Origin of the sequence: Variovorax sp. HW608, from assembly GCF_900090195.1 — a bacterium.
Taxonomy (GTDB): Bacteria; Pseudomonadota; Gammaproteobacteria; order Burkholderiales; family Burkholderiaceae_C; genus Variovorax.
Genome location: NZ_LT607803.1, coordinates 2,587,786 through 2,613,093, shown reverse-complemented (window position 1 = coordinate 2,613,093; position 25,308 = coordinate 2,587,786). Strand labels below are relative to the sequence as shown.

Below are 25,308 nucleotides of genomic sequence, written 5' to 3'. Positions count from 1 at the left end.
GGCACTTCCGACGATGCCCGACGACGCAGAGCCCCACGATCCCTCGCCCCCAACTTCGGCCTCTTCGGCCACACTTGCGTGCGATCTGCTCGTCGTCGGTTCCGGCGCCGGAGGCCTCGCCGCCGCGGTCACTGCCGCGCACCTGGGCCTCTCGGTCATCGTCGTGGAAAAGGAATCCCAGCTCGGCGGAACCACCGCGTGGTCCGGCGGCTGGATGTGGATCCCGCGCAATCCGCTGGCCCGCGCGGCGGGCATCGAGGAGGACGCGGCACGGCCGCTGGCCTATCTGCGCCATGAACTCGGCGCGCAGTTCGACGAGGCGCGCGCCCGGGCCTATCTCGACAACGGCCCGCGCATGGTGGATTTCTTCCAGCGCCACACGGCCCTGCAGTTCATCGACGGCAATGCGATTCCCGATTTCCATGGGCGCACGCCCGATGCATCGACCGGCGGGCGCTCGGTCTGCGCCGCGCCGTTCGACGCCCGTCGGCTCGGCAAACACCTCCACCAGATCAAGCCGCCGTTGCCCGAAACCACGCTCTGGGGCATGGGCATCGCCTCCGGGCGCGAGCTGCGGCATTTCCTCGATGCCAGCACCTCGCCGCGTTCCGCCTGGTACGTCGCGAAACGGCTCGCGGCCCATGCCCGCGATCGCCTGCTGCATGGACGCGGGCTGCGGCTGGTCAACGGCAATGCGCTCACCGGCGCGCTCGCGGCATCGGCGTTCGAGGCCGGCGTGCAGGTCCTGGTCGATCATGCGGCAGGCCGCCTGTTGCGTCGCGGCGAGCGCGTGGTCGGCGCGGTGGTCGAGTCGCCCGCGGGGCGCGTGCGCATCGAAGCCTCGCGCGGCGTGGTCCTCGCATGCGGTGGCTTTCCGCATGACACCGAACGCCTGAAGGCGCTGCTGCCCCACGCACCCACGGGCCGTGAGCACTGGTCGGCTGCCTCGCGCGGCAACACGGGGGATGGACTGCGCCTCGGGGAGTCGGTCGGCGGACTCGTCGCCGATGATCTCGCGCAGGCCGCCGCGCTCGCGCCGGTGTCGCTGGTGCCGCGCGCGGACGGCTCGGTCGCGCACTTCCCGCACCTCATCGAACGCGCCAAGCCGGGGCTGATCGCGGTCCGCCGCGATGGGCGCCGCTTCGTCAACGAGGCCGATTCGTACTACGACTTCATGCGCGGACTGCTCGCCGCCACGCCGGCCGGCGAGCCGGTCGAGGCCTGGCTGATCTGCGATGCCGCGTTCATCCGCCGCTTCGGCCTCGGCGCCGTCAAGCCGGCGCCGATCCCTCATCGCCGCATGCTGGCGAACGGCTATCTCAAGCAAGGCCGCTCCCTGGCCGAGCTCGCAGCGGCCTGCGGCATCGACCCGGACGGCCTGGCCGGCACGGTCGAACGCTATAACGCGCAGGCCCGGCTCGGTCGCGACGCGGATTTCGCAAAAGGCGAGACGCCCTACAACCGCGTGCAGGGCGAAGCGCGCCCCGGTCTCGCGAATCCGTGCATGGCGGCGATCGAGCGCGGGCCCTTCTACGCCGTGCGGGTCGTCGCCGGCAGCCTCGGCACCTTCGCCGGATTGCGCGTCGACGCGAACGCGCGCGTGCTCGACCGGCAGGGCGCTCCGATCGCAGGCCTCTACGCGGCCGGCAACGACATGGCCAGCGTGATGGGCGGCCACTACCCGAGCGGCGGCATCACGCTCGGCCCCGCCATGACCTTCGCCTGGATCGCCGCGCACGACGCCGCCGGCGTGGCGTGCCCATCCCCCACCGTCTCCACGCCAGAACCACTCTTCGAGGAACCCATCGCATGTACTACGAGATAGCCACCCTGACCTTGCCCTTCGGCACCGCCGCGCAGGCCGCGCAGCAGGTGCATGCCTTCGCGAGCGCACCCGGCGCAGGCGGCGAACTGCTGGCCTGCTGGACCAGCGACATCGGTGTGCTGAACCAGATGATCGTGCTGCGCGGCTTCGAAGACCGTTCGGCGCTCGATGCCGCGCGACAGCGCACCCTCGCCAGCCCGAGCCCCTTCGGCTGCGGCGAGCACTACCTGCGGCTCGAACTCGCGAGCTACCGCGCCTTCGACTGGATGCAGCCGGTGCGGCCGAGCGCCGAGTCCGGCATCGCCGGACCGGTCTACGAAATCCGCACCTACGGCATCCAGCCCGGCGGCGTGAGCAAGACCAGCGAGCTGTGGGCCGAGTACCTGCCGGCGCGCGAGAAGCTGTCGCCCTGCGTCATCGCGATGGTCGCGCTCGACGGCGCGCCGCGCTTCACCAACATCTGGGCCTATCCCTCGTTGGACGCGCGCAGCAAGGCACGCGCCGATGCGGTCGCCCAGGGCATCTGGCCGCCGAAGGGCGGACCGGCATGGCTCACGACCGAGATGGTTTCCACGATCGCGCTGCCGACGGCAGTCTCGCCACTGAAATAAGGAGACCTCGATGTCCCGTGTTCTTTCGATGGCGTATCTCACCGCGTGCGACGCGACGCCGCCCGAGGCGGTGCGCATCGCCGCCCGGCTCGGCTATGCGCACGTGGGCCTGCGCCTCTTGCCCAATGCGCCCGGTGCGCCGCAGCAGCATCTGATCGGCCGACCCGAGGTGCTGCTCGAAACCGTGGCGCTGCTGCGCGATACCGGCGTCGGCGTCTTCGACCTGGAGATCATCCGCATCAACGAGGGCTTCGAGCCGCTCGCCTTTCGGCCGCTGCTGGATGCGGGCGCGGCGCTCGGCGCACGCGCCGTGCTCGTGGCGGGCGACGACACGAATGCAACGCGCCTCGCCGACGGCTACGCGCGCCTGTGCGAGCTGATGAAGCCCTACGGCATGACGGCCGACCTCGAATTCATGCCCTGGACAGCCGTGCCGCACGCACGCGCCGCGCTCTCGGTCATCGAGGCCGCCGGCATGCCGCCCAACGCCGGCATCCTGGTCGACGCGCTGCACTTCGATCGTTCGGCCACCACGCTCGAGGACATCCGTGCGTTGCCGCGCCAGTTGCTGCACTACGCGCAGATCTGCGACGCGCCGGGTCGCGCGCGGCAGGGCCGCGACTTCACGGTGGAAGAAATGATCCACACCGCGCGCTGCGCCCGCCTGCAGCCCGGCGAAGGCGACATCGACCTTGCCGGCCTGTTCGCGGCGCTGCCGGCCGACCTGCCGGTGAGCATCGAGGTGGTGCACCTCGAGCGCATGCGCGCCATGGACCCCGCCGAATGGGCCCGCCAGTGCCTGGCGGCGAGCCGCCGTTATTTCTAGGAGACAAAACATGGATTTCGCGCTCAACGACGAGCAGAAGATGATGATCGACACCGTGCGGCGCTTCATCGCCGAGGAGCTTCGCCCGCTGGAGGAACGGCTCGAGAACGACGGCCAGATCGATCGCGACACCGCCGCCACGATCCACGAGAAGTCGAAGGCGCTGGGCCTCTACGCGCTCAACATGCCGGCCGAATTCGGCGGCGGCGGGTTGTCGAACCTCGACCGCATCCTGTGCGAAGAGCAGTTCGGCCACACCAGCGACTACCTGATCCGCCGCGCCTTCGGCAACGTCTACGAGCCGCTGCTGCACTGCCGTGGCGAGCAGGTCGCGCGATGGCTCGAACCTTCGGTCGCCGGCCGGCGCACCTGCGCGATCGCGATCACCGAGCCCGGCGCCGGATCGGACGCGGCCGGCATCCGCACGCACGCGAAGAAGACCGACACCGGCTGGGTTCTCAACGGCGGCAAGCACTTCATCAGCGACGGCGAATGGAGCGACTTCTTCCTCGTCTCGGCCAGGACCGGCGAGAAGGAGATCTCGATGTTCATGGTCGACAAGGGCCTCGCGGGCTTCAGCGTCGGCAAGGACCAGAAGATGATGGGCATCCGCGGCACGCCGCACCTGGAGCTCTTCTTCGACAACGTGCAGCTCGAGGACGCGGCGCTGCTTGGCGAGCGCGGGCAGGGCTTCAAGCTCGCGATGGGGGCGCTCAACGTGGTGCGCCTCGCGCAGGTCGGCGCGCGCGCCGTCGGCAAGGCGAGCCATGTGCTCGAACTGATGACGGCCTACGCCAACGACCGCCAGCAGTTCGGCCAGCGGATCGGCGACTTCCAGATGGTGCAGCAGATGCTGGCCGACAGCGTGATCGAGATCAACGCCGCGCGCTGGATGGTCTATCACGCCGCTTGGATGCTCGACCAGGGCCTCGATGCGCGCGAGCAGATCGCGATGGTCAAGGTGCATGCGGCGGAGACGCTGGGCCGCGTGGTCGATCGCGCGGTGCAGGTCTTCGGCGGCATGGGCTTCTGCAAGGAGCTGCCGATCGAGCGCTACTACCGTGACGCGCGCATCTACCGCATCTTCGACGGCACCAGCGAGATCCATCGCGGCGTGATCGCCAAGAGCGTCATGAAGAAGGGCGCCTCGCTCTTCGATCTCCATCGCTAGGAGCGCAGCGATGACGAATTCGAACAGCGGCAAGTTCATGACCGCCCGTGAGGCCGCCGCGTTGATGCGCGACGGCGACACGGTCGGGCTGATGGGCGGCGGCGGTGGCCTGATGGAAGCCACGCATCTCTTCGAGGCCGTGCAGGCGCGTTACCTCGAAACGCGGTCGCCGCGCGGACTCACCGTGATGCACGCACTGGGCATCGGCGACAAGAAGACCAAGGGCATGAACTGCTTCGCGCACGAGGGCCTCGTGAAGCGCGTGATCGGCGGCCACTGGGTCTGGTCGCCCGCGATGCAGCGCCTGGCCGAGGAAGAGAAGATCGAGGCCTACATCCTGCCCGGTGGCGTGTCGAGCCAGCTCATGCGCGAGATCGGCGCCGGCAGGCCGGGGCTTTTCACGCACGTCGGCCTCGGCACCGTGTGCGACCCGCGCCAGGGCGGCGGTCGCATGAATGCATCGGCGCGCGAAGACCTGGCCGAAGTGGTGCAGATGGATGGCCGCGAATACCTGCGCTACAAGCCCTTCCCGATCCATGTCGCGCTGGTGCGCGCAAGTGCGGCCGACGAGGACGGCAACATCAGCTTCGAGCACGAGGCCGCCAACCTCGACGCGCAATCGCTCGCGCTCGCGGCGCGCAACAGCGGCGGCAAGGTGATCGTGCAGGTCAAGGAGCGGGTGCCCAACGGCTCGCTGAAGGCGCGCGAGGTGCGCATTCCGGCGGCCTGGGTCGATGCGATCGTGGTCGATCCCGCGCAGGCCACGAGCTACGCGATTCCGTTCGATCCGGCGTTCTCCGGCGAACTCACCGGCGCCGCGCGCCTTGACAGCGAAGCCACGGACCACGCGATGGAGAAGGCCGGGGCCGCCGAGGCCTTCGGCGAGCGCCAGGCCGTGGCGCGCCGCGCCGCCGAGGAGCTGTTGAACACCGGCAAGCAGCGCCCGGTCGTCAACTACGGCGTCGGCGTGCCCGACGCGGTGGCGCGGCTCGTCGCGCTGCGCGGCGACAGCGGCCGCATCTACCAGACCATCGAGCACGGCACCTACGGCGGCCTCCTGATGGATGGCGAGCTGTTCGGCTATGCGCGCAATGCCAGCGCGATGCTGGACGCCGCGACGCAGTTCGACTTCTACGCCGGCGGCGGGCTCGACATCGCCTTCCTCGGCTTCGGCGAGTTCGACGAGGAAGGTAGCGTCAACGTGTCGCGCCTCGGCGGCTTCACGGTCGGGCCGGGCGGCTTCATCGACATCGCGCAGAACGCGCGCAAGGTGGTGTTCTGCGGCACCTTCGCGGCGAAGGGCGTGAAGCTCGCCACCGGCGACGGCCGGATGCGGGTGATGCAGCAGGGCGCCGTGAAGAAGCTGGTGCGGCGTGTGGACCAGATCACCTTCAGCGGCCCGCAGTCGATCGTTCGCGGCCAGGAAGTGCTCTATCTCACCGAACGCGCGAGCTTCCGGCTCGGGCCCGAGGGCGTGGAAATCTTCGAGATCGCGCCCGGCATCGATCTCACGCGCGACGTGCTCGCCGAAATGGGCTTCGCGCCCCGCATCGCGAAGCAGCTCGCTGTGATGCCGGCGCGCTTCTTCAGCGCTGTTGCTGTGGAATGAGGCTTCTCACGCTCGGGAGATCCGCGGCACGAACGAGCCGCGTCTCCTGCGCGGTGATCAGGTGCGCCGAGGCCTGCAGGTAGGCCGGAAAATCCGGATGCGTGTCGCGGGCCCGGCAGCGCGCTTCGTAGTCGGCCAGGCTCTCGTAGGCCCACAGGTGGACGAACTGGTTCTGGGGGCCGACGAAGCTCGTGTAGAAGCCGAGCGGATGGCCGAGCGTCTGCATCAGGATGGGCATCGCGAGCCGGTCGAAGACGTCGAGGAATTCCGGCATCTTGCGCAGTGCGATGGTGTAGACGCGATGGTCCACGAAGGGTCTTGCGATGAGGTTCATGCGACGGGCTCCAGTTGGCGTGCGGGCGGGGTCACTGGTGCCGCTGCCGTGGGCTTCGCGGCCAGGTCCGCGACGTGGTTGGCAGTGACGTACGCAAAGGTCATGTTCGGGCCATGCGTGATCCCGGCGCCCGGATAGTTGCCGCCCATCATACTGGCGCGGTCGTTGCCGACGGCATAGAGGCCGGCGATCGGCGAGCCGCCCTGCCTGAGCACTTCGCCGACCGGGCTCGTGCGGATGCCGTCGAAGGTGCCGAGGTCGCCCATCACCACCTTCACCGCATAGAACGGCCCGGTCTGGATCGGCGCCACGCAGGGGTTGGGCCGGTGTTCCGGGTCCGCCAGGTAGCGGTTGAACGCGCTGCGGCCGCGGTCGAAGGCGGGGTCCTTGCCTTGCGCGGCGCCGCCCGCGTTGTAGGCTCGCACGGTCGCTTCCAGTCCCGCCGGATCGATGCCGGCGCGCTGCGCGAGCTCGGCCAGCGTGCGGCCCTTGATCAGGTAGCCGCTGCGCAGATGCGGTCCGACCGGCATCGGCGCAGGCTTCACGTAGCCGAGGCCGTACTTCGCGAGCGCGGTCTTGTCGACCACCAGCCACATCGCTGTTTCCTTCTGGTCGGCACAAGCGCGGATCATCGCCGCGCCGACGTCGTGGTAGGAGTTCGATTCGTTGGTGAAGCGCTTGCCGTTCTTGAGCACGCCGATGACGCCGGGCTTGTAGCGGTCGAGCAGATGGGGGAACACGCCGAACTCGCCGTTAGCGTAGGGCACGCGCGACACCGGCATCCAGGCTGCGCTGTCTGCGAAACGGATGTCCGCCGTGCCGCCGGCAGCTTCTGCCATCGCGACACCGTCGCCGGTGTTGCCGACCGGCGTGGGCGACAGGTGTTCGCCGCCCCGTGCCACGTGCGGATAGGCCTTGGCGATGCGCCGCACGTCATGCGGGAAGCCGCCGCAGGCGAGCACCACGCCGTGCCGTGCGCGAATGTTGCGCATGCCGCCGGGCCCTTCGACCTGCAGGCCGACCGCGCGGCCGTCTTCCATCAGCACCCTGCGCGCGGGCGCCCCGGTCTCGATCGGGATGCCGAGGTCGAGCGCCGACTTGGCCAGCCGCGCCGCGAGCGCATTGCCGCTCGTGACGTTGATGCCGCGGCGATAGAGCAGCAGCTCCTTCAGGTGCGTGGCCAGCCGGCGCGCGACATAGAGGAAGGAGGTGAGCGACTTCGTCACGCGGAAGAAGTGCTTGAGGTCCGCGTTCGACGAGTTGAACATCATCCCGATGAAGGTGATGGTCGCGAGTGGCGGCTTCAGGCGCTTCATGTCCTTGCCGAGACCGCGGATGTCGTACGGCGCCGCGAGGATCGAACGGCCGATCTGCGCGCCGCCGGGTTCGTCGCAGTGATAGTCGGGATAAAGCGTCTGCACGAATTTCATCTCGGTCTCGCGCTCGAAGAACTCGACCATCTTCGGCCCGTTGTCGAGGAAGGTATCGACCGTCGCCGCATCGAAGAAGCGGCCCGTCTCCCGCATGAGGTATTCGCGCACCGCTTCGCGCGTGTCGGCGGGATTCTGCTTGCGGCCGTGCGGCGCCAGCGGAATCCACAGCACACCGCCCGAAAGGGCCGTGGTGCCGCCGAAGACGGGTTCCTTCTCGATCACCATCACGTCGAGTCCGCGCTTCTTCGCGGTGATCGCGCAGGCCAGGCCGGCCGCGCCGGAACCGACCACCAGCAGGTCGCATTCGCGTTCGTGGGTCATTCTCTGTCTCCTTGGAGTGTGGAATGGGCTCAGGCGGTTGCCGGCGTGCGGTTGAAGCCGGGGCGGGGCACCATGTCCATCAACATGCTGGACATGCCGCCGTCCACCACGAGTTCGGCGCCGTTCACGTACGCCGAGCGCGGACTCGCAAGGAAGAGCGCGGCGTCGGCGATGTCCTGCGGCTCGCCGATGCGGCGGCTTGCGGTCACCTGCGCGCGGCGCGCCTCGAAGCCGGGCTCTTCGTAGAAGGTGGCGGAAAGCGCGGTGCGGATCATTCCCGGGCAGATCGCATTGCTGCGAACGCCCAGCGGACCCCACTCCACGGCCATCTGCCGCGACATCAGCAGCACGCCGGCCTTGCTCGCGCTGTAGGCGCCGCTGCCGGTCTGCGGATGCAGCGCCGAGATCGACGCGACATTCACGATGCTGCCGCACCGCGCATCGCGCATCGGTTTGGAGAAGGCGCGCGCGCACAGCAGGTAGCCGGTGAGGTTGACCGCCAGCACCTGGTTCCATGCATCGAGGCTCACGTCCGCGAGCTCACCGGCGCGCAGCATGCCCGCGTTGTTGACCAGTACGCTGCAGGCGCCGAGTTCACGGCCCACCTGCTGCGCGGCCTTGGCGACGCTGCCTTCGCTCGCGATGTCGCACTCGATGGCAATGGCCCTTCGGCCCTGCGACCGAAGCTGCAAGGCGATCGTTTCCGCGCCCTTGCCGTCGAGGTCGAGCAGCGCGACCTTCGCGCCCGCGTCGCCAAGCGATTGCGCGACCGCGGCGCCGATGCCGCTGGCCGCGCCGGTGACGACCGCGACCTGGTCTTCGAGCGCCAGCCATGCGCCGCTGAATGGTTGGTTTGTTGTCATCGATGTCTCCTGGGGTCCACGGCTTCATTGTTCGGCGCACCCCCCGGCCACGGTTTGACGATTCGTGCCAACAACAGGACAATTCCGGCCTTCCTGCCTGCGCATTGCCACTATGCCAAGAGTCATTCCGAACTACTCGCTCTACGGCGATCAGGCCCAACCCAGTTGGCAGTCGACATTCGATTTCGAATGGATTCCCGCACGCTCGAGCCGCTACAACTGGGAGATCCAGCCCCATACGCACGACGCCTTCGTGCAGATCCTGCTGCTCCAGCAGGGCGCGGCACAGGTGCAGGTGGACCATGCGCGGATCAGCGAACGCGCGCCCTGCCTGATCCTGATTCCTGCACAAACCGTGCATGGATTCCACTTCGCGTCCGACACCGACGGGCCGGTGGTCACCGCGGCGCAGCGGCCCCTCGAATCGCTGGCGCAGGTGGTCATGCCGGAGCTGGTCGACAACATCCGCAAGCCCCTCGTGATGTCGCTCGCCGCGCAGGACGCGGCCATGGATGCGCTGATGCCGATCTTCCTGGCGATCGAGCGCGAATCGAGGCGAAGCTCGATCGGACAGGTGGCTGCCGCGCTGTCGCTGATCACCGCGCTGCTGGTGCAGGTGGCGCGCCTGCGGCAGGTCGACGCGGCAACGCCGATGCTTCGCGATTCGCGCAAGCACGGGCAGATCCAGAAGTTCCGCGCGCTGGTCGATGCGCGCTTCAAGCAGCACCTGCCGCTGCAGGACTACGCCGCCGAGCTCGGCATCACCGCGGGACAGCTCACGCGGCTGTGCCGCGAAGTCCTCGGGACGTCGAGCCTCGCGGTGCTGCACGCGCGGCTGGTGCACGAGGCGCAGCGCGAGCTGGTCTATACCGACGTGAGCATCAAGCGCCTCGCGAGCGACCTGGGTTTCGTCGACGAAGCCTATTTCGGCCGGTTCTTCCGCAAGCACACCGGCCTCGCGCCGCGCGAGTTCCGCGCCCGCGCGCGCAGCTCGACGCACTGAGCGGCCCCGGTATGCCTGGAGCCCGGCGGGGTGGGGCATGGGGCTGCTCAAGAGCAGGCCCGCCCTCAGTGCTGCGCCGGCGCGTGCGTGCTACGCTTGCCGCTTGCCCTGAAGTACCTGAGCCAGCTTGAATGAAAGCCAATTCGATCACCCTGCATCGACTGTGGATGCTGCTCGCCCAGGCCGTGACCGTGGGGGCCGGCCTGCTGATCGCCTGGCATGCCTTCGGCCCCGCCGCGTCGCCGCCCGCCCGCAACGACGTCGTCACGATTCACGAGGCAGGCGGCAGTTCATCGCTGGCGAGCACGATCCTCGGGCGACGCGACACGGGCTATCGTTCGGCAGCGCGCAAGGCGTCGGCCTCGGTGGTCAACATCTACACGCGCAGCGCGTCGAGCCGGCGCAGCCGGCGCGGGCAGGATTCGCTGAGCCTGGGCTCCGGCGTGATCGTCGCGGCGCAGGGCTACATCCTGACCAACAACCACGTGGTCGACGGTGCGACCGAGATCGCCGTCATGCTGCCGAACGGCAAGGTGGCTGACGCGCAGTTGCTCGGCCGCGACCCCGACACCGATCTCGCGGTGCTGAAGGTCGATGCAAAGGACCTCCCGCCGATCACGTTCGCGGAGCCGGGTTCGGTGCAGGTGGGTGACATCGTGCTTGCCGTGGGCGACCCGTTCGGGGTCGGACAGACCGTGACCCAGGGCATCGTGAGCGCAACCGGCCGCAACCGGCTCGGCATCAATACCTTCGAGAACTTCATCCAGACCGACGCGGCGATCAACCCCGGAAACTCGGGCGGCGCATTGGTGGACATCGACGGCAACCTGGTCGGTATCAATGCGGCCATCTACTCGGAAAGCGGAGGATCCCAGGGCATCGGCTTCGCAATCCCGGTGAGCCTGGCGCGCGAGGTGATGGACCAGATCATCGCGCATGGGCGCGTCGAGCGAGGCTGGATCGGCGTGGTCGCGAGCGATGCCAAACGCGGCGCCCCCGATGCATCCGGCGCGGTGGTAGAGAAGGTTCAGCGCGGAGGGCCGGGCGAGAAAGCCGGGTTGCGCGTGGGTGATACCGTCACTGCGATGAATGGCAAAAGCATCGCCGATGCCACGGCCCTCATCAACGAGACGGCGATGCTGGCACCCGGCAGCCGTGTCGAATTCAAGTTGACTCGCCGCGGCGTGGCCATGGCCGTTGCAGTTGAACTGGGCCGGCGTCCCATGCCGGCAGAGAGGCGCCGGTGATCGTCGTCACCGCCAGCGCTCCGCGTGAACGTAGTTTTTCTTGAAACGTCCGCTCATCAAGACGTCATCCGGGTGACGCCGGTTGCGCGTACTTCTGCGGCCATCTGGCAGGCCAGGGTTCATGTGGACGCGAGCGCCGGACAATGTCGCGAGGGATGCTTCGTGTGTCTCAGTTCGGCCATCACCTGGCCATCACCAGTCGTTCGCAAATGGAGCACAGTCCCGCAGAAACATAAGAATGCAACATGCGCTGAGCTCAGCGGCCTCCTTCTTCTTGGGGACATTCCACACCAGCACGGACCCGCTTGCTATGGCAGGATTCGGTACCGCGTCTGAGTCGACGCCTCGTCGGCGCGCAGGCTAGAAATGACAGATTGCTCTTGGCTCAAAATGTCAGCCCGCAGCAGTGACGAGCAGAGGAAGGTCCCATGAATGTCGACGAGTTCGTCAAGGTAACTGAGGCCCTTACAAAGCTGTTGGGCGTATCTATTTGGCCGGTTGTTCTTGTCGTCGTCCTTGTGAAGTTCTCGCCGGCGCTCAAGGAGTTCTTTTACGGCTTGGGTGAGTTTTCCTTCAAAGGGGGAGGTTTTGAGGCCACCGCGAAGAGGAAGCAAGCCGAGGCATCTGCGGCACTTGTAGCTGCATCCGTCGCCCGCCCCGATGCCGAAACAACACCTGAGTCTGCCGCGCGGAATGCAAGGGAGGCGGCAGCTGTTGTTGCAGACGCGGTCAATGCTCGAGTCATCCGTCGTGCCAGTGCCGCTACCGTGCTCTGGGTCGACGACCGGCCGGAAAATAACATTTTTGAGCGTCAGTCGCTGGAAGCTTTAGGCATCTCGTTTGTACTCGCGACCTCGACCGAGGAAGCCCTCAAGCTGCTTTCTAAGCAGCAATTCGATGTCATCATTTCTGATATGGGACGGCCGCCGGACTCACGGGCGGGATACACCCTTTTGGACAGACTTCGCAGCTCTGGCAATCAGACGCCGTTCGTAATTTATGCAGGCTCGAATGCCCCTGAGCACAAGGCGGAAGCTCGCAGTCACGGTGCTATTGGCTCAACGAATCGAGCGACCGAATTGTTTGAGTACGTGCTTGCTGCCCTCAACGGAAGACGGTGAGGGCCTGCGCGATATGGCGCGTTCGGCCAGAAGCCGACCTGCATTTGAAAGATTGGTGTTCAGCCTACAGGCATGGATTCGAATCAATGAACTGAAGGCATTCAAGAATCAAGAACATGGCTGGAACCTGAATCCGTGAGCGCGAGAGTGAAGGTGGCTCACCCTGAGGGTGGGGGTCGATTCGAGGGGGTTTGATCAGGGGCATGACCGATGTGGCGCGTTTAATGCTGCTGTTGCAAGACACAGCACCCGAGTCAACCTCCAATGCGCCCCTTCATCGTCAAGCAACTCGACTACGACCTCACGCCCGTGGCGGGGTTGGCCCTGGTGGGACACCACCTGAAGCGACTCGCCCCGGTGTTCAGGCACATCGACACCGCGCTGCGCGTCGTCGGCGGCGTGGCCAACAGCGACATCCTGCGCAGCTACGTCGGGCTGCTGGTGCAGGGCAAGAGCGATTTCGATGCGATCGAGAACTTCCGCGGTGATGCGTTCTTCAAGCAGGCACTGGGCATCAAACTGCTGCCTTCGAGCCCGACGCTGCGCCAGCGCATGGATGCCCGCGCGGGCGACCTGTTTGACTTCATGCCGCCGCTGATCGAGACACTGCTGGCTGGCGCGCGCCCGGACTACGGCGTGCTGCCTTGCGGCTGGGTGGCGCTGGATGTCGATACGTTCGCCATGGACAACGGCGGCACCGCCAAGGACGGCGTGGGGCGCACCTATGCCGGGGTCGATGGCTACTGTCCGCTGGCGGCCTATCTGGGCTCGCACGGGTTCTGCCTGGAGTTGGCGCTGCGCCCGGGCGTGCAGCACTCGGCGTCGGAGACACAATTCAACTTCGAGCGCGTGATCCCGATGGCGCAGCGCCTGAGTGCGGCGGGCCCGAAGGCGCCGATCCTGGCGCGCCTGGATTCTGGCTTCGACTCGGCGGCGCTGATGCGCGTCATCGAGTCCTATAACCATGCCGGCCAGCCGCAGGTGGACTGGCTGATCAAATGGAATCCGCGCACCACCCACGTGGTGGCGCTGGCCGAGCGACTCGATGCCGACGCAGCCACGCTCTGGGAGCATCCGCGCGCGGGCAAGCGCGTGACAGTGTGGGAGGAATCGCTGTCCATCGAAGGCATCGAGCGGCCGCTGCGCCGCGTGCTGCGCCTGACCGAGCGCACCATCGATGCGAAGGGGCAGCTGTTGATCGAACCCAAGTTCACGCTGGACGGCTGGAGCACGAGCCTGGAGGCCAGACAGTTCGATGCGAAGACCGTCATCGCCCTGTACGCCGACCACGGCACGCACGAGCAGTTCCATTCCGAGTTCAAGACCGACCTCGACCTGGAGCGGCTGCCCTCGGGCAAGTTCAATACCAACTACCTGGTGTGCGAGCTCGCGGCGCTGGCCATGAACATCCTGCGCCTGATGGGCCAGGCCGGGCTGCACGGGCCGAATGCGCCAGTGCGTCACGCGGCCAAGCGCCGGCGCATCAAGACGGTGATGCAGGAGCTCATCTACCGCGCCGGTCGTCTCATCGAGCATGGCCGGCGCGTCATCCTCGGCCTGGGGGCCAACGATCGCGCGGCCAGCGCCTTCGAGCGATTGCACTGGCAACTTGCCGGCACCGGCGGCTGAAGGCAGTCCAGGCGCCAGCACAACATCCAGTACCTCGCCGGCGGCCCCACGTCGCGCAGCGCGCACAAGCGTGCAACGGCGCACGGAAATCGCCCCTGTGCGCACGGTTGCAGAGCATCTCTGGGCGTTCAGTACGGAACGAAGAGGCTGCAATTGAGCCATGCGGTCACTGGACATCCGCTGCGCACCCATTAAGGGCGAATTGGCAGGGCAATTGAACCGGATCGGCATACAGGGGTCACGGATTCAGGTGGAAGCAAGGCAACGCCGACACGACTCGAGCGGTACCAGGGCGCCCTGCTCGGCCTGGCCGCCGGCGACGCTGTTGGCGCGACCGTCGAGTTCAGCCCGAGAGGCACCTTCCTGCCGGTAACGGGCATGACCGGCGGAGGACCCTTTGGTCTTAAGCCAGGGGAGTGGACGGACGACACCTCGATGGCGCTCTGCCTTGCGGCCAGCCTCATCCACTGCCAAGGCTTCGACGCACGCGACCAGATGAACCGCTACTGCAATTGGTGGCGGGTTGGATACATGAGCAGCAACGGGGACTGCTTCGACATCGGCAACACGCTCAGGGCTGCCCTGAGCGAGTATTTGGAGACGGGGAATCCCTTTGCGGGCAATCGGGACCCGCGAACCGCAGGCAATGGCGCGCTGATGCGCCTGGCGCCAGTCCCGATGCTCTTTGCGAGCAGCGAGGCGGACACTTGGTTTCACGCCGGCGAGAGCACCAGGACGACGCACGGGGCTGAGGAGGCCATTCAGTGCTCCCAGCTCTTCGCGCTGCAACTGCGAGCAGCCTTGGCCGGCAGGACTAAAGAACAAATTCTCCAGACCCGCCCGATGGAGACGCTCAAGGCCAAGGTGCAGGAACTGGCCGCCGGCGGCTATCGAGGAAAGCCGCGCGACGACATCCGAGGCTCCGGCTATTGCGTGCAGTCCTTGGAAGCTGCCCTCTGGTCATTCGAGCAGGCCTTGAGCTTCGAGGAGGCTGTGCTCCTGGCCACGAACCTTGGTGACGACGCGGACACGACTGCGGCCATCTGCGGACAGCTCGCCGGCGCGCACTATGGGGTGCAGGGCATCCCGCCGGCATGGCGCGAGCAGCTGGTGATGGGGAGGGAGATTGCCGACATGGCGGAGCAATTGCTGGAGCTTTCGGACCAACGCTAGCGGTCGCGATGTGCGTCGATGCGGCTTTCCCTCCAACTGCGTCTCCATGGTCCAATCCGCAGGTGCGAGTGGTGCCATGCTGGACGCGGCGCTGGCCTTGTCGAGATTCACCTTTTCCTCCGAGAGCGTAGTTTGTCTTAACTGTACTGCAGCTACTCTGCAGTCAGCTTTGACATAGTCGTGCGGCTGACGCTGCCCGAGGCTCAAGGCTTTGGGTCGAAGGTCGAACCGAATTCAGGAGCAGGAATGTGGCCGCCGAAGTGGGTCCGACGGCGCTCGCAATCATCACTGCTGCTCGGGGAAGGCGGCCCGCGTGAGACAGGATGCGGCTGCAACCGGACGTTCGTCTCGACACCCTGAATACCGGTCAACTTCGGTCGACGGCACCCTTGACATAGAACCAAACGGGCAGGCTCACTTCGACCGGCGCGATGTCCTCGCCTAGGCAGTGAAAGAGCACACCAGGTTTCTCGTCCTTGACGACCTTGTAGCCCTCGTCCATCAGACTCATCGCCTCCTTCAAGCGCGAGCGCACATATTCGCGGTCCGGCCGCTTGTTCTGTGGCTGCGGCTTTTCCGGCTGGCGTCCGGGCAGCACCTCCATAAGCAACCACGAAAGGGCGTTGCGCTCAGCGCGGTTCCGATGTAGGTTAACTTGGTCGTCGCCTTCCCGGTCTTCGCGACGCGCCAAGTAGTCAAGCCTGTAGCGCAGCGCAGCAGCATGTCGCCCGAATCTCTCAAATACAGGAAGGTCGCGATTCGTTGGAAAGGGCTCAGGGACATCCGCAAGCGCCTCTTGCAGGCGACGTTGGGAATTGCTGAGTGAATGCTCGGTGGACGGCGCCGGCTCGGTGTCAGGATTGGAATTGCTATGGTTTTCTTGCATCACTGAGTGATTGTCGCGTTGACGAGCACAATCGGCCAGAAGCTGCCGGTCCAGACGCGGCTCAATGCTCGTAAGCTGACATTCGAAACGGTCACTCGAGGAGGTGAGAAATGGCAGAGCACCCGGAGACCCGTTATGCGAAGAGTGGGGAGTGCCATATCGCCTACCAGGTCGTCGGCAGAGGGCCGCTAGACATAGTGTTCATTCCTGGGTTCGTGTCACATGTAGAGCACTGCTGGGAGGAACCGCGCTGGGCGCGCTTCTTCAGGCGCCTCGCCTCGTTCGCCCGACTCATCATCTTCGACAAGCGCGGGACCGGGATGTCCGATCCTGTTCCCGTCGGGCAGTTGCCGACCCTCGAGCAGCGAATGGATGACGTCCGGGCGGTCATGGACGCCGCCGGTTCCAAGCGGGCGGCCCTGGTCGGGGTATCGGAAGGCGGCCCGCTGAGTCTGCTGTTCGCGGCCACGCATCCCGATCGCACCGCAGCCATCGTTCTGATCGGAACTTTCGCGCGGATCGCCTGGGCACCTGACTACACGTTCGGAACACCGCCCGAGGTGTATGACGCGCTGCTGCAGCGGATGGAACAGGAATGGGGCAAGGGCGTGCTGTTGAGCGCCCTTGCACCTTCGCTCGCCAATGACGCGGCAGCACGCGAATGGTGGGGGCGCTTTCAGCGGCAGTCGTGCAGCCCAGGCGCGGCAGTGGCCTTGCTACGCATGGCCTACGAGATCGACGCACGCCCGATCCTTCCCGCAATACGGGTTCCGGCATTGATCTTGCACCGCATCGGCGAGCGCACACTACCGGTCGAGCACGCGCGCTACTTGGCACAGAGGATTCCAGGCGCCGAGTATGCGGAATTTCCCGGCGGTGACCACTTCTTCTTTATCGGCGACGCGAACGCCTATCTGGAGCGCATCGAGGAGTTTCTCACCGGGCAGCGGCGTGACCGCGAATCAGATCGGGTGTTGGCTACGGTCCTGTTTGCCGACATCGCCGGGTCAACCGAGCGGGCTGCACAACTTGGCGACGCTCGATGGCATGAGTTGCTGGACAACTTCTACGGGGTCGCACGCCGCCAATTGGAGCGATTCCGGGGCCGTGAAGTCGACACGGCTGGGGATGGCTTTTTTGCGGCCTTCGACGGTCCCGCGCGGGCTGTGCGTTGCGCGGCCGCCATCGGAAGCAGTGTTCGGTCTCTCGGCCTGGAGATTCGTGCCGGCGTGCACACGGGCGAGTGCGAGGTGATGGGCGCCAAGATCGGCGGCATCGCAGTACATATCGGCGCTCGGATCGCCAGCGCAGCGAGCCCCGGAGAGGTTCTCGTATCCAGTACGGTCAAAGATCTCGTGGCAGGCTCGGGACTGGCTTTCCAGGATCGCGGCGCCCGCGAATTGAAGGGTGTGCCCGGACAGTGGCGTCTCTATGCCGCAACCGAGGCGAGCTGACCGAGATCGCGCCACGAGCGGTCAGTCGGCACCGAGGCAGAAGGGCAGCGAGCGGTCGGTCAATTCGAGGGCAGAATTCCGCATGCAATCGAAGCAGCTTCTCGCGCAGAACGTCGAGTTCGGCAACGCCGGCGAGTTGGACACCAACGGAACGGGTTGGTTTGTCGGATTCAGCGATTGGACCAGGAACCCACCGGCCCACCTGCGGCATGTGCCAGCCGAGGAGCTCGCTAGTGGTCTTTGCGTCAAGTGGTTCTCTCACCCAGCGGGAAATCCGAACGGCGAATCCAAGCCTTTGAGCGACGGGCGGACGATGTCGGTCCTGGTGAGTCCAACCAGCGAATTCAGGATTGAGTTCTCAATGAGCGCCGACTTCGCGCCACAGGGCATCGTTCCGCACACCTTGCGCCGCCATGGTGACTTTGTCATATGGGGCCCGGGCCTGTTTCATCGCGCCTTCGGCGTCCAGCCGGCGTGCATACTCACGGTCCGATGGTCGTCGCCGCGTTAGTCGGCACCCGGCCAACAGGAGTCACTCGGGCAACAGACCAAGGTGGAGAATGCAGACCATGATCCAGGCTCGAAAAGTCCTTGGTGCAGTCGTCATATACGCCGGCCTCAGCGCCGGCTTCGTCGTATTTTGGCTTTCGGGAACGCCCCGCTGGCCGACGACTTCCGTTGGATGGGCTTTGCTGTTCATTGGCGCTCTACCAGTGAGCTTTGCTATCGAATTTGCCGGCAGTCGAATGCTTAGCGTTGTCGACTACGCGCCTGGCGCCCGGCGCCCGACTGTCTGGCTGAGCCGCATATTGCTGGCCGCGACGCTAGTTGCCGTCGCAGTGCTTTGCATGTGGATCGCGACAATGGTCGGGTCAGGCTGATGGGCCGCATCCGGGCCAATTCCAGTCGCTCGCGACGGTAAGCTCTCCTGACGGTCACTTTTCTGCTTCACAGAGTTGGAGGCACCGGTCTCGGCATCGCACCGGTGTGGAGCGAACACCAAGGCCAAGGCGCTCTATCCATTTGAGTGCGTGCCTAGCAAGGTGCGCTTAGCAGTGGAGGCAGTGGCTGAGCAGTCGGATTGGTAGGTACGTCGACCTCCAATCGGTATGCCCAGGAGACTTAACACGCTGTTGAAATACCATTTCCGTGGGTAGACCACATGCATTCAGACTATCACACGTTCTTCCTTTCCGCCGCCTATGCATGGATTCACCGGGGAGGGCGTGGAATAAATGGAATGCACTGAGGGAGAACCTCGAAAACGGTATTTCAACAGTCTGCTAATGCATCCACTCAAGGAATCGAGTTGTAAATTTGTTCCCAAAGCGCACGCTCGCCTACCAAGGTGACTGAAATGAATCTGCTTATTGCCGGTTTTAAGGCTGACGCGTCGGGGTCGGCAGCAATGCGCCTAACGAAGGGAACAAGCTCCGTCTCACTCAACGTCATAAACGTGTTGAACCCTTTAGCAGCACGCCATACAGGGTACCATTGTCGCCGATCTTCAAGCATCATGATGGCGAGGTTAAGAATTTTGCCTCTCTGCGATTGCTTGACTGCCGGATTTCCATCTGGAATTCGATCCCATAGGCTCTTTCCCTCGGCGCCCGGTCGCATGTTGTTCATTAGAACACTCGTCGCGATCCCAAATCTCACCGAAGGAAGCTCGAGGGACGGAGAGCAAACGTTACACGATCTGCCTACCTTAGCGACCGCCTGATTGAAAGCCATCGCGTTGTCGTTTGCCATGTCGACCATAGTTTCTAGGTCAAACGTAGGAGGCAGTAAAACGCCGTTTACCCCAATCCATCCGAGTACCTCTACGTTTACTGACGAACGAATCACATCCAACATAGCAACCTCAATGAGTGGGTTCCCACCAATTGGCTGCGATGCGACGATTTTCGACAACGGGTAGAACCACGGTGCTGGGCGCGAAGGTAACGGCGCGGCATCGATCGCAGTTCCTCGAAATACTTCTGCAATGATGGCTATTGGTAGCTTTTCTCGGGAGCCGCGACTCTTCTCCTCGACAATGGAGGCAGCTTGTGTCCGAGCTTCGGACTCACGGATAGTCACTATTGCGTTTGAGTACGCTGTCAAGGCCGCGTCGCCATAGCCAATCCCAGAAAGTACGATTCTTGCTTCGCTCGCGACTATATCCCCCGCTGATTTAGTTATGCTGGCTCTCAGGCACTGCTCGATCGCGCCGGCCGCATCGGTTTCCGAGGCTGTAATCGCAATCTGATTCATTGCGCGCAATACCGCCACTGCCTCGTCTCGGCGGCTTGCGGTACTCACGCCGCCATCAAGGATGTCTTTGAGACGCTGTTCCAGGTCGACCAAGGATCCCGTCGCCGCCTGGCAGCCGAAGACAGCACTAAGCAATGACCATGCAAGCAAGAGCTTCGCACTGCGTAATACCGCATCCAGGAGGAACATGACTTTTCTCCGGTGGCCATTTCGACAGAACCAATGTTAAAGAGGTTCGAACATCATGGGGCCTTCACCAAACAGCGATGGGTGACCGCGAGCTGCCTTACGTCGAACGGGAGGGCGTCAACCGCGCCCGAATCCGCACCTGTTCGCATCGACGCCGTGCTAGAGAACACGACGCGAGGGTCGGCTCACGGGCACCAGGGGCCGGCGTCGAATGTCGCTAGTTGTGGGTCGCAGGCCGAGATCCCGAGGCCGAGCGCGCGACGTTCCCGGCGGGCAGATTGAGCCACCGGGCTTCCGCTTTGGGCGCGAACCGGCCATGGTAGGGGAATTTGCTTGCGACCCGCGCAGCGCGGACAGCGCTGCTCACGGCAAGCAGGGCGGGCGGCCTGATCCCCGACTTGGCCGACAGCCGAGGGGCGGCCAGGTTGCCGTCGGCGCGGCTATTGCTTGGCCGACTTGTCCGGGTTGTCCGCCGGATTCAGGTAGTTGATGTCGAAGGGTCCGTTGCCGCTCACCTGGATCACCGTCGGCACCTTCGACATGGCGTAGTGCGGCGTCTTGCCCGCGAGCATGTGGAAGCCCCCGGCCGGGCAGCGCGCTTTCGTGCGCCTTGTCGATCTTCTCGCCCATGCCCAGGATCAACGTGCCGGACAGCACCGTGATCTGCTCTGCCTGCGTGTGTGTATGCGGCGCGATCTTGTAGTTCGCCGGTGTCTTCAGGCGCATGACGAACGGGCCTTCCTTGCTTGGGTCGCCCATCAGGACCGCCAGCTTGGCGCCCTTGGGAATCGAGGGCGGCGCGTCGCCCCATTTGATAGCGCCGGGAGTGACCATCATCGGGTCGCCCGCGTCCGCCGCGCTGACCGAAGCAGGCAGTACGAAAAATGCAGAAGCAGCGCCCAGGAACGCGAGCCGACAGACATACCGAGTACGCATTTGAGCCTCCTTTCGGGAGCCGGGATGGTCCCGCGTGAGGCTATACGGGGTCAAGCGTGGAGCGAGATCGGGCGGCGTCGACGGCATTCGGGATTTCAGTGGCGCAAATGTTCCGATCGAGGGCTTCGGGAGCGAGGACGTGACGATCTCGCTATCGGGATGCTCGTAATCGGGGCGATCACGCGAGAAAGAATGCGATGATCAACTTCAACGTGATGAGGCTGAATGCCTCGTGGCCCGTGCTGGATACGGAAAACGAGCGCAAGCAATTTGTTTGGCAAATGCAAAAGAACATTACGCCAAATGCCTACGGGAGAAATGAATGAATGAACCGTACCTTGCCATTTACGTTCAGAACGGCACATTGTTCTTCTCGAAAAAACTGCCATCGGAAGATAAGCCGCGTGCGATTTTTGAGCTCGAAATTGGAGAAGTGATTTCCGATGAATTCGATGAGGCTTCAAAGAAGCTCGGCAATACCGTGCTAGGAATACTTCGCTTATGGCACGAAGATGTGTTTCACGACTGGGGAAAACCCCCGGTGTTAGCGATGATGAAGCGCAAGCCATAAATGAATTTGATATAGCCATGCACTTGATCAGCAAGTCAGTTGCTACAAAGACGAAGGCGCATGTGCAGTCAATTGATGCATTGCTGCATGAGCAGTCGCTGCGAACCAAAGCTGCGCACGACTTTCTCAAGGAGACTTGGCCAGCCATACGTGAGAGGCTGGAAAAGTTCGCGTGACCAGCGCTTGAGGCCACTTCTGCCAAAACAGTCAGCCCGGCGCGCGCAGTAAACGGAGTCGATCCACCCACCGCCGGCGTTACCTTTGGGGACGTTCTCGCAATCGACCCGTAGGAAGGCGATGGCTTGACCATTGGCGGAGGAGCCGGCGTTGCCGGATATGCGGGCGCATCACGCACACGGGCGTGACTTTGTTCGGAGGCGCCCAATCCTGCGGCTGCCCAGGGAAGGTAGCGAAATGAAGAAATTCCTCGGAGTTGGAAAGTTTGCGCTGGCCTGTGCTGGACCGGCACTCGCTCTTTTCCACATCTATCTCTTCAGGAAGTACTTTTCCCTCGGGACAGCGACTCCGGACGAAACTCACACCGTGGCCATAAGCAACCACGGCATCGATAGATACATCAGCTATGCCCAGGATCAGACGCTCAGCATCTCTCTCGGGGCGGCGGTGATCATGCTGGTAGTCTTTTTCGGAATGATCATCCTCAGGCTTCGAGAACATAGAGTGTGAGGGATCTGAGGGCGTCAGTGGGCGCCTGGTCAAGGGCATCGTGGACGGCGCCGGCATCGAGCCGGGAGCGACGGAAGGCGAGCAACTGCAAGCCATGACGCACGACTTCGAGGCTCGCTCCGGTCGGTTTTCTGGAATTCTTCTCACTCAAGTTGGAATTCGCGGCTGGGGGAGGAGGGGAGTCGGCGGCGATTTGGGCGGCGCCGGCCGCCCGGCGCCGGCGTCGTCCTCCTCGACGACCAGGCGCAAAATCGGTGTCGAGCTCGACCGCGCCCGCCGCGCGCAGCTCGATCGCCCTGAGGGAGGCATGCCCAGAATTCCATCACGAGCGAAATTGACCCGCGAATTCCAACTCGAATGCGCAGCGGGTTCAAAGTCGCCTGATGAAATCGAGCCTTTGCCGTTGATCCGCCATGGCGTCAGGTTCCAGCCCGAATGCCCATCGACAAGAGCGGAGGAGAGGGGACGGTGGAGCGTTGGACGGCGCGGGCATCCCCCGCGCGACGTCCGCTGAGCACACACCGGAGCACCACGAAGCCGCAACTGGGCTTGACAGTTGGTCGCCTGGGGTCCTGAATTGCCTTGCCCTGTTTCAGTGCAGAGCAAGGAGACATACGCGATGGCAGACGATCCCTTTGCCCAGCTGAAGTCCGTCCAGCGCGAAGGCTGGGCCCTCTTTGCACCGCTCGAGGCGATGACCACCATTCCCGCCGCGCGGCTCGTGAAGCACGCCGGCGTTCGCGCTGGGCAGCGGGTGCTGGACGTCGGCTGCGGCACCGGCGTGGCGGCGCTCACCGCGGCGCGCCAGGGCGCCAAGGTCTGCGCTCTCGATCTCTCACCTGCGCTGATCGAGCACGGCAGGCGCCATGCGGCCCTGGCGCAGGTCGAGATCGACTTCACGGAAGGCGACGTCGAGGCCCTGCCTTACGAGGACGGCGCCTTCGACGTGGTGCTCAGCCAGTTCGGCCACATCTTCGCGCCGCGTCCCGAGGTGGCTGTCGCGGAGATGCTGCGCGTGCTCAAGCCGGGCGGCACCATCGCCTTCTCGACCTGGCCACCGGAGCACTTCATGGGACACATGTTCGCCCTCGTGGGCAGGTACGTGCCGCCCCCTGCCGGCGCCGCGCCGCCGCCGCAATGGGGCGACCCGAACATCGTGCGCCAGCGCCTCGGTGAGGCGGTGAGCGACATCCGCTTCGACCGCGACGTGATGATCTATCCCACGCTGAGTCCGCAGCACTACCGCAAGACCTTCGAGGAGACCGCGGGCCCCGTGGTGAAGCTGGTGGCCGCGCTGCAGGACGATCCGGCCCGGCTTGCGGCCTTCCGCTCGGAGCTGGAGGACTTCCTGGGCCGCCATCTCGAGGACAACCTGGTCCGTCAGCACTTCCTCATGACACGGGCCACAAAACGGTGAGGCCGTCGGTGTCGGTTCTCATTCGAGTTGGAACTCGCGGGCAGGGGAGGGTCAGCGGATCGGTGCCGCCGCGGGGCCGGCGGGTGCTCGGCCGGCCGTCGACCTGCTCGCCGCGAACCGTCGTTCACCCACCAGATGAGGCCGGTGAGATCTCTAGGTACGATTCCCGATCTCCGGCGATGGTCGCTCGGCACTGAGCGGAGGACCGTTCCCGGCCCAACTGCGGACATTGGGGTGGAGCAAGGAGAACTGATGCTTGAATCGTTTCTGTTGTCGCCAAGGATTGCACTCGGGGCGCTTCTCGGTGCCCTCGTTGGAGCAATTGCAGCAGTCTCGATTCACAGATTTGTGGTGCCTATGCCCGCTCTACTCGGCGCGACGGTAATTGCGGTTTGCTTCCTGGCTGGCCTGTTCTTTGGTGCCAGATGGGACAGCAGGAAGCCCTGAAAATCAAGATGCGTCGTGTCGGGGTCCATTCTGAGAGGGTCGTGCCGCTAGTCGCACTGTATCCGGGCTATCGATCGAAAACTTCCAAATCACCGCATGGCCAGGTCCAGACCCATCCAATTGCAAAATTCAAAGGTGAGGAACAGCATGAGGAACGCTGAAACGACGAACGCCGCGCCCACCTTAATAGATGTCAGTACCACTGCAGCTGTCTTTTGATTCTTTTCCTTCTGTCCCCGATCGTAATGCCACTTGACGGCCAAATACATGCCCACGCTGAGCACGAGAACCTTGAAAATAACAAAAGAGATAGGGATTGCATTCATGATTTAAAGGATATTAATGGTGACAGACGGAGAAATGCCCCATTGCGGCGAATAGCTCAATAGATCGATAAAGAAACGGAAAAACAATCTAACGAAACGGTTGCGGTGAGCTGAATGGGCGTCCGCAAGGCGCGTCGAGAAGCACGCAAGACATCCGTCGAAAGGCGGAGCAGTCCGCCGGCACCACAGAAGCACTCTCATCGTCCTGTCGAGTGTTCATCTTCCAGGCTGATACGTACAGAACCAGATCACCTAAAAAAGATTCGTATCAGATGCAAGGAGGCCGGTAGTCGCTCCGGGGAACGCCGACATCTGATACGGAAATCTCGGGAGCGGTCCAGGACGACCGTATCAGAGGGAGATGCCCATGAACCGCTACGAGAAGCTTGCCGACAACATCGCTCAGCGCATTCGCGCGGGTACCTTCGGTCGAGTGAACGCTTTCAGGAGGGCCCAATGTCTGCAACGGGCGCACACCGGCCATACGACAGGACGGCGCTGAAGGTCCGGCAACGTATCCTGCCCGTCTCAAAATTCCGGCCTGCACGCGGGGGATCGCCGAGATCGCGCGCTCGGCGCTGGCCGGCATGCTGGCGGGCGGCATCGAGCTCGAACAAGAGGGCGCGGTGGTCATGCAGCAGCAGACCCCCAACAGCCACATCCTCAAGCGCCGGCGCGGTCGCGGCCAGGCGCCTCGTCGACCCGTCGCTGCGCAACACCATCTCCCGGTTCGCCTTCGAACTCGGTTCTCGGATGCCGCGCATTTCTCTCGCGTGTTCAGCGAGCGGCTTGGGATGAGTCCGAGCCATCGGCAGATCGGCGGCGCGTTTGAGCGCTGGCTGATCGACGTTCGCCAATTTCATTGGCGCTGGCATACTGTGCGCGTCGCGTTGGAAAAGGACGCGATCGGGTTTGGAAGCCCGCAAATGACGTTGTTACGGCGGAAGCCGCAGTTGCCTCATGGCCTGCGGCT

At 64.5% G+C, this 25,308-nt stretch carries 24 protein-coding genes; 16 read left to right on the top strand and 8 right to left on the bottom strand.

Annotated features, from left to right (window positions below):
- The first annotated feature begins 13 nt into the window (after nucleotides 1–13).
- Genes VAR608DRAFT_RS12260 through VAR608DRAFT_RS12240 form a run of 5 tightly spaced genes read left to right on the top strand, consistent with a single transcriptional unit; the run spans nucleotide 14 to nucleotide 6,042 of the window.
- A complete protein-coding gene (locus VAR608DRAFT_RS12260; protein WP_088954311.1) occupies nucleotides 14–1,825 on the top strand; it encodes an FAD-dependent oxidoreductase in 1,812 nt (603 codons plus the stop codon).
- Nucleotides 1,810–2,436 carry an NIPSNAP family protein gene (locus VAR608DRAFT_RS12255; protein ID WP_088954310.1) on the top strand — a complete coding sequence of 209 codons (627 nt, stop codon included), beginning with the start codon at nucleotides 1,810–1,812 and terminating at the stop codon, nucleotides 2,434–2,436. Before VAR608DRAFT_RS12260 ends, VAR608DRAFT_RS12255 begins: the two co-directional genes overlap by 16 nt.
- Before the next feature lie 10 nt (nucleotides 2,437–2,446).
- Nucleotides 2,447–3,262, top strand: a complete 816-nt coding sequence (locus tag VAR608DRAFT_RS12250; protein ID WP_088954309.1) for a sugar phosphate isomerase/epimerase family protein — start codon at nucleotides 2,447–2,449, stop codon at nucleotides 3,260–3,262.
- A gap of 10 nt (nucleotides 3,263–3,272) precedes the next feature.
- A complete protein-coding gene (locus tag VAR608DRAFT_RS12245; protein ID WP_088954308.1) occupies nucleotides 3,273–4,433 on the top strand; it encodes an acyl-CoA dehydrogenase family protein in 1,161 nt (386 codons plus the stop codon).
- Nucleotides 4,434–4,443: 10 nt separating this feature from the next.
- Complete coding sequence (locus tag VAR608DRAFT_RS12240) at nucleotides 4,444–6,042, top strand: acyl CoA:acetate/3-ketoacid CoA transferase (RefSeq protein ID WP_088954307.1); 1,599 nt, start codon at nucleotides 4,444–4,446, stop codon at nucleotides 6,040–6,042.
- Here the strand turns inward: VAR608DRAFT_RS12240 and VAR608DRAFT_RS12235 are convergent.
- From VAR608DRAFT_RS12235 to VAR608DRAFT_RS12225, 3 genes are read right to left on the bottom strand one after another with little or no spacing between them, the layout of a single operon-like run.
- Complete coding sequence (locus tag VAR608DRAFT_RS12235; RefSeq protein ID WP_088954306.1) at nucleotides 6,020–6,376, bottom strand: NIPSNAP family protein; 357 nt, start codon at nucleotides 6,374–6,376, stop codon at nucleotides 6,020–6,022. The two genes, VAR608DRAFT_RS12240 and VAR608DRAFT_RS12235, sit on opposite strands and share 23 nt — an antisense overlap.
- Complete coding sequence (locus VAR608DRAFT_RS12230; protein WP_088954305.1) at nucleotides 6,373–8,130, bottom strand: FAD-dependent oxidoreductase; 1,758 nt, start codon at nucleotides 8,128–8,130, stop codon at nucleotides 6,373–6,375. The genes VAR608DRAFT_RS12235 and VAR608DRAFT_RS12230 overlap by 4 nt, the downstream gene beginning before the upstream one ends.
- Before the next feature lie 29 nt (nucleotides 8,131–8,159).
- Nucleotides 8,160–8,993 carry an SDR family NAD(P)-dependent oxidoreductase gene (locus VAR608DRAFT_RS12225; RefSeq protein WP_088954304.1) on the bottom strand — a complete coding sequence of 278 codons (834 nt, stop codon included), beginning with the start codon at nucleotides 8,991–8,993 and terminating at the stop codon, nucleotides 8,160–8,162.
- A 112-nt stretch (nucleotides 8,994–9,105) separates the two neighbouring features.
- Between VAR608DRAFT_RS12225 and VAR608DRAFT_RS12220 the strand changes: the two genes are divergently transcribed.
- The 5 genes from VAR608DRAFT_RS12220 (at nucleotide 9,106) to VAR608DRAFT_RS12200 (ending at nucleotide 15,166) form a co-directional block, all read left to right on the top strand.
- Nucleotides 9,106–9,996, top strand: coding sequence for a helix-turn-helix domain-containing protein (locus VAR608DRAFT_RS12220; RefSeq protein WP_088954303.1), 891 nt, complete (start codon nucleotides 9,106–9,108; stop codon nucleotides 9,994–9,996).
- A gap of 131 nt (nucleotides 9,997–10,127) precedes the next feature.
- On the top strand, nucleotides 10,128–11,243 hold the full coding sequence (locus VAR608DRAFT_RS12215; protein ID WP_088954302.1) for a S1C family serine protease: 1,116 nt from the start codon (nucleotides 10,128–10,130) through the stop codon (nucleotides 11,241–11,243).
- Nucleotides 11,244–11,671: 428 nt separating this feature from the next.
- Entirely contained in the window at nucleotides 11,672–12,364 is a 693-nt protein-coding gene (locus tag VAR608DRAFT_RS12210; protein ID WP_088954301.1) for a response regulator, read from the top strand.
- 264 nt (nucleotides 12,365–12,628) lie between these two features.
- Nucleotides 12,629–13,993: an IS1380 family transposase gene (locus VAR608DRAFT_RS12205; protein WP_088954300.1), complete on the top strand. Its 1,365-nt coding sequence runs from the start codon at nucleotides 12,629–12,631 to the stop codon at nucleotides 13,991–13,993.
- A 297-nt stretch (nucleotides 13,994–14,290) separates the two neighbouring features.
- Entirely contained in the window at nucleotides 14,291–15,166 is an 876-nt protein-coding gene (locus VAR608DRAFT_RS12200) for an ADP-ribosylglycohydrolase family protein (protein ID WP_231973556.1), read from the top strand.
- A gap of 367 nt (nucleotides 15,167–15,533) precedes the next feature.
- Here VAR608DRAFT_RS12200 and VAR608DRAFT_RS36985 read toward each other — a convergent pair whose 3' ends face one another.
- Nucleotides 15,534–16,052 carry a hypothetical protein gene (locus VAR608DRAFT_RS36985; protein ID WP_157730879.1) on the bottom strand — a complete coding sequence of 173 codons (519 nt, stop codon included), beginning with the start codon at nucleotides 16,050–16,052 and terminating at the stop codon, nucleotides 15,534–15,536.
- Nucleotides 16,053–16,162: 110 nt separating this feature from the next.
- On the opposite strand from VAR608DRAFT_RS36985, the gene VAR608DRAFT_RS12190 reads away from it, so the two are divergent.
- On the top strand, nucleotides 16,163–17,506 hold the full coding sequence (locus VAR608DRAFT_RS12190; RefSeq protein ID WP_088954297.1) for an adenylate/guanylate cyclase domain-containing protein: 1,344 nt from the start codon (nucleotides 16,163–16,165) through the stop codon (nucleotides 17,504–17,506).
- Nucleotides 17,507–17,588: 82 nt separating this feature from the next.
- On the top strand, nucleotides 17,589–18,017 hold the full coding sequence (locus VAR608DRAFT_RS12185; protein ID WP_088958746.1) for a hypothetical protein: 429 nt from the start codon (nucleotides 17,589–17,591) through the stop codon (nucleotides 18,015–18,017).
- Between the two features lie 785 nt (nucleotides 18,018–18,802).
- On the opposite strand, the gene VAR608DRAFT_RS36980 is transcribed toward VAR608DRAFT_RS12185, so the two are convergent.
- Together VAR608DRAFT_RS36980 and VAR608DRAFT_RS12175 are read right to left on the bottom strand one after the other, a co-directional pair.
- Nucleotides 18,803–19,951, bottom strand: a complete 1,149-nt coding sequence (locus tag VAR608DRAFT_RS36980) for a hypothetical protein (RefSeq protein WP_157730877.1) — start codon at nucleotides 19,949–19,951, stop codon at nucleotides 18,803–18,805.
- A gap of 363 nt (nucleotides 19,952–20,314) precedes the next feature.
- A complete protein-coding gene (locus VAR608DRAFT_RS12175) occupies nucleotides 20,315–20,887 on the bottom strand; it encodes a cupin domain-containing protein (RefSeq protein ID WP_231973455.1) in 573 nt (190 codons plus the stop codon).
- Nucleotides 20,888–21,084: 197 nt separating this feature from the next.
- On the opposite strand from VAR608DRAFT_RS12175, the gene VAR608DRAFT_RS38255 reads away from it, so the two are divergent.
- From VAR608DRAFT_RS38255 to VAR608DRAFT_RS12165, 4 genes are all read left to right on the top strand, one after another.
- Nucleotides 21,085–21,213, top strand: coding sequence for a hypothetical protein (locus VAR608DRAFT_RS38255; protein WP_269458548.1), 129 nt, complete (start codon nucleotides 21,085–21,087; stop codon nucleotides 21,211–21,213).
- A complete protein-coding gene (locus VAR608DRAFT_RS36975) occupies nucleotides 21,210–21,458 on the top strand; it encodes a hypothetical protein (RefSeq protein WP_157730875.1) in 249 nt (82 codons plus the stop codon). The genes VAR608DRAFT_RS38255 and VAR608DRAFT_RS36975 overlap by 4 nt, the downstream gene beginning before the upstream one ends.
- Before the next feature lie 414 nt (nucleotides 21,459–21,872).
- Nucleotides 21,873–22,145 (top strand): hypothetical protein, encoded by a 273-nt coding sequence (locus tag VAR608DRAFT_RS12170; RefSeq protein WP_157730873.1) that lies wholly within the window; start codon nucleotides 21,873–21,875, stop codon nucleotides 22,143–22,145.
- A gap of 619 nt (nucleotides 22,146–22,764) precedes the next feature.
- On the top strand, nucleotides 22,765–23,562 hold the full coding sequence (locus VAR608DRAFT_RS12165; protein WP_088954294.1) for a class I SAM-dependent methyltransferase: 798 nt from the start codon (nucleotides 22,765–22,767) through the stop codon (nucleotides 23,560–23,562).
- A 536-nt stretch (nucleotides 23,563–24,098) separates the two neighbouring features.
- Here the strand turns inward: VAR608DRAFT_RS12165 and VAR608DRAFT_RS12160 are convergent.
- Both VAR608DRAFT_RS12160 and VAR608DRAFT_RS37445 read right to left on the bottom strand, forming a co-directional pair.
- Nucleotides 24,099–24,335 (bottom strand): hypothetical protein, encoded by a 237-nt coding sequence (locus VAR608DRAFT_RS12160; RefSeq protein ID WP_157730871.1) that lies wholly within the window; start codon nucleotides 24,333–24,335, stop codon nucleotides 24,099–24,101.
- A gap of 443 nt (nucleotides 24,336–24,778) precedes the next feature.
- Nucleotides 24,779–25,198 (bottom strand): hypothetical protein, encoded by a 420-nt coding sequence (locus VAR608DRAFT_RS37445; RefSeq protein ID WP_088954292.1) that lies wholly within the window; start codon nucleotides 25,196–25,198, stop codon nucleotides 24,779–24,781.
- Between the last annotated feature and the right edge of the window lie 110 nt (nucleotides 25,199–25,308).

What these genes read in the sequence shown, in the direction of transcription:
- VAR608DRAFT_RS12260 (WP_088954311.1), top strand. Translation starts at nt 14, where the DNA reads ATGCCCGACGACGCAGAGCCCCACGATCCCTCGCCCCCAACTTCGGCC.
- VAR608DRAFT_RS12255 (WP_088954310.1), top strand. Translation starts at nt 1,810, where the DNA reads ATGTACTACGAGATAGCCACCCTGACCTTGCCCTTCGGCACCGCCGCG.
- VAR608DRAFT_RS12250 (WP_088954309.1), top strand. Translation starts at nt 2,447, where the DNA reads ATGTCCCGTGTTCTTTCGATGGCGTATCTCACCGCGTGCGACGCGACG.
- VAR608DRAFT_RS12245 (WP_088954308.1), top strand. Translation starts at nt 3,273, where the DNA reads ATGGATTTCGCGCTCAACGACGAGCAGAAGATGATGATCGACACCGTG.
- VAR608DRAFT_RS12240 (WP_088954307.1), top strand. Translation starts at nt 4,444, where the DNA reads ATGACGAATTCGAACAGCGGCAAGTTCATGACCGCCCGTGAGGCCGCC.
- VAR608DRAFT_RS12235 (WP_088954306.1), bottom strand. Translation starts at nt 6,376, where the DNA reads ATGAACCTCATCGCAAGACCCTTCGTGGACCATCGCGTCTACACCATC.
- VAR608DRAFT_RS12230 (WP_088954305.1), bottom strand. Translation starts at nt 8,130, where the DNA reads ATGACCCACGAACGCGAATGCGACCTGCTGGTGGTCGGTTCCGGCGCG.
- VAR608DRAFT_RS12225 (WP_088954304.1), bottom strand. Translation starts at nt 8,993, where the DNA reads ATGACAACAAACCAACCATTCAGCGGCGCATGGCTGGCGCTCGAAGAC.
- VAR608DRAFT_RS12220 (WP_088954303.1), top strand. Translation starts at nt 9,106, where the DNA reads ATGCCAAGAGTCATTCCGAACTACTCGCTCTACGGCGATCAGGCCCAA.
- VAR608DRAFT_RS12215 (WP_088954302.1), top strand. Translation starts at nt 10,128, where the DNA reads ATGAAAGCCAATTCGATCACCCTGCATCGACTGTGGATGCTGCTCGCC.
- VAR608DRAFT_RS12210 (WP_088954301.1), top strand. Translation starts at nt 11,672, where the DNA reads ATGAATGTCGACGAGTTCGTCAAGGTAACTGAGGCCCTTACAAAGCTG.
- VAR608DRAFT_RS12205 (WP_088954300.1), top strand. Translation starts at nt 12,629, where the DNA reads ATGCGCCCCTTCATCGTCAAGCAACTCGACTACGACCTCACGCCCGTG.
- VAR608DRAFT_RS36985 (WP_157730879.1), bottom strand. Translation starts at nt 16,052, where the DNA reads ATGCAAGAAAACCATAGCAATTCCAATCCTGACACCGAGCCGGCGCCG.
- VAR608DRAFT_RS12190 (WP_088954297.1), top strand. Translation starts at nt 16,163, where the DNA reads ATGGCAGAGCACCCGGAGACCCGTTATGCGAAGAGTGGGGAGTGCCAT.
- VAR608DRAFT_RS12185 (WP_088958746.1), top strand. Translation starts at nt 17,589, where the DNA reads ATGCAATCGAAGCAGCTTCTCGCGCAGAACGTCGAGTTCGGCAACGCC.
- VAR608DRAFT_RS36980 (WP_157730877.1), bottom strand. Translation starts at nt 19,951, where the DNA reads ATGTTCCTCCTGGATGCGGTATTACGCAGTGCGAAGCTCTTGCTTGCA.
- VAR608DRAFT_RS12175 (WP_231973455.1), bottom strand. Translation starts at nt 20,887, where the DNA reads ATGCGTACTCGGTATGTCTGTCGGCTCGCGTTCCTGGGCGCTGCTTCT.
- VAR608DRAFT_RS38255 (WP_269458548.1), top strand. Translation starts at nt 21,085, where the DNA reads ATGATCAACTTCAACGTGATGAGGCTGAATGCCTCGTGGCCCGTGCTG.
- VAR608DRAFT_RS36975 (WP_157730875.1), top strand. Translation starts at nt 21,210, where the DNA reads ATGAATGAACCGTACCTTGCCATTTACGTTCAGAACGGCACATTGTTC.
- VAR608DRAFT_RS12170 (WP_157730873.1), top strand. Translation starts at nt 21,873, where the DNA reads ATGAAGAAATTCCTCGGAGTTGGAAAGTTTGCGCTGGCCTGTGCTGGA.
- VAR608DRAFT_RS12165 (WP_088954294.1), top strand. Translation starts at nt 22,765, where the DNA reads ATGGCAGACGATCCCTTTGCCCAGCTGAAGTCCGTCCAGCGCGAAGGC.
- VAR608DRAFT_RS12160 (WP_157730871.1), bottom strand. Translation starts at nt 24,335, where the DNA reads ATGAATGCAATCCCTATCTCTTTTGTTATTTTCAAGGTTCTCGTGCTC.
- VAR608DRAFT_RS37445 (WP_088954292.1), bottom strand. Translation starts at nt 25,198, where the DNA reads ATGAAATTGGCGAACGTCGATCAGCCAGCGCTCAAACGCGCCGCCGAT.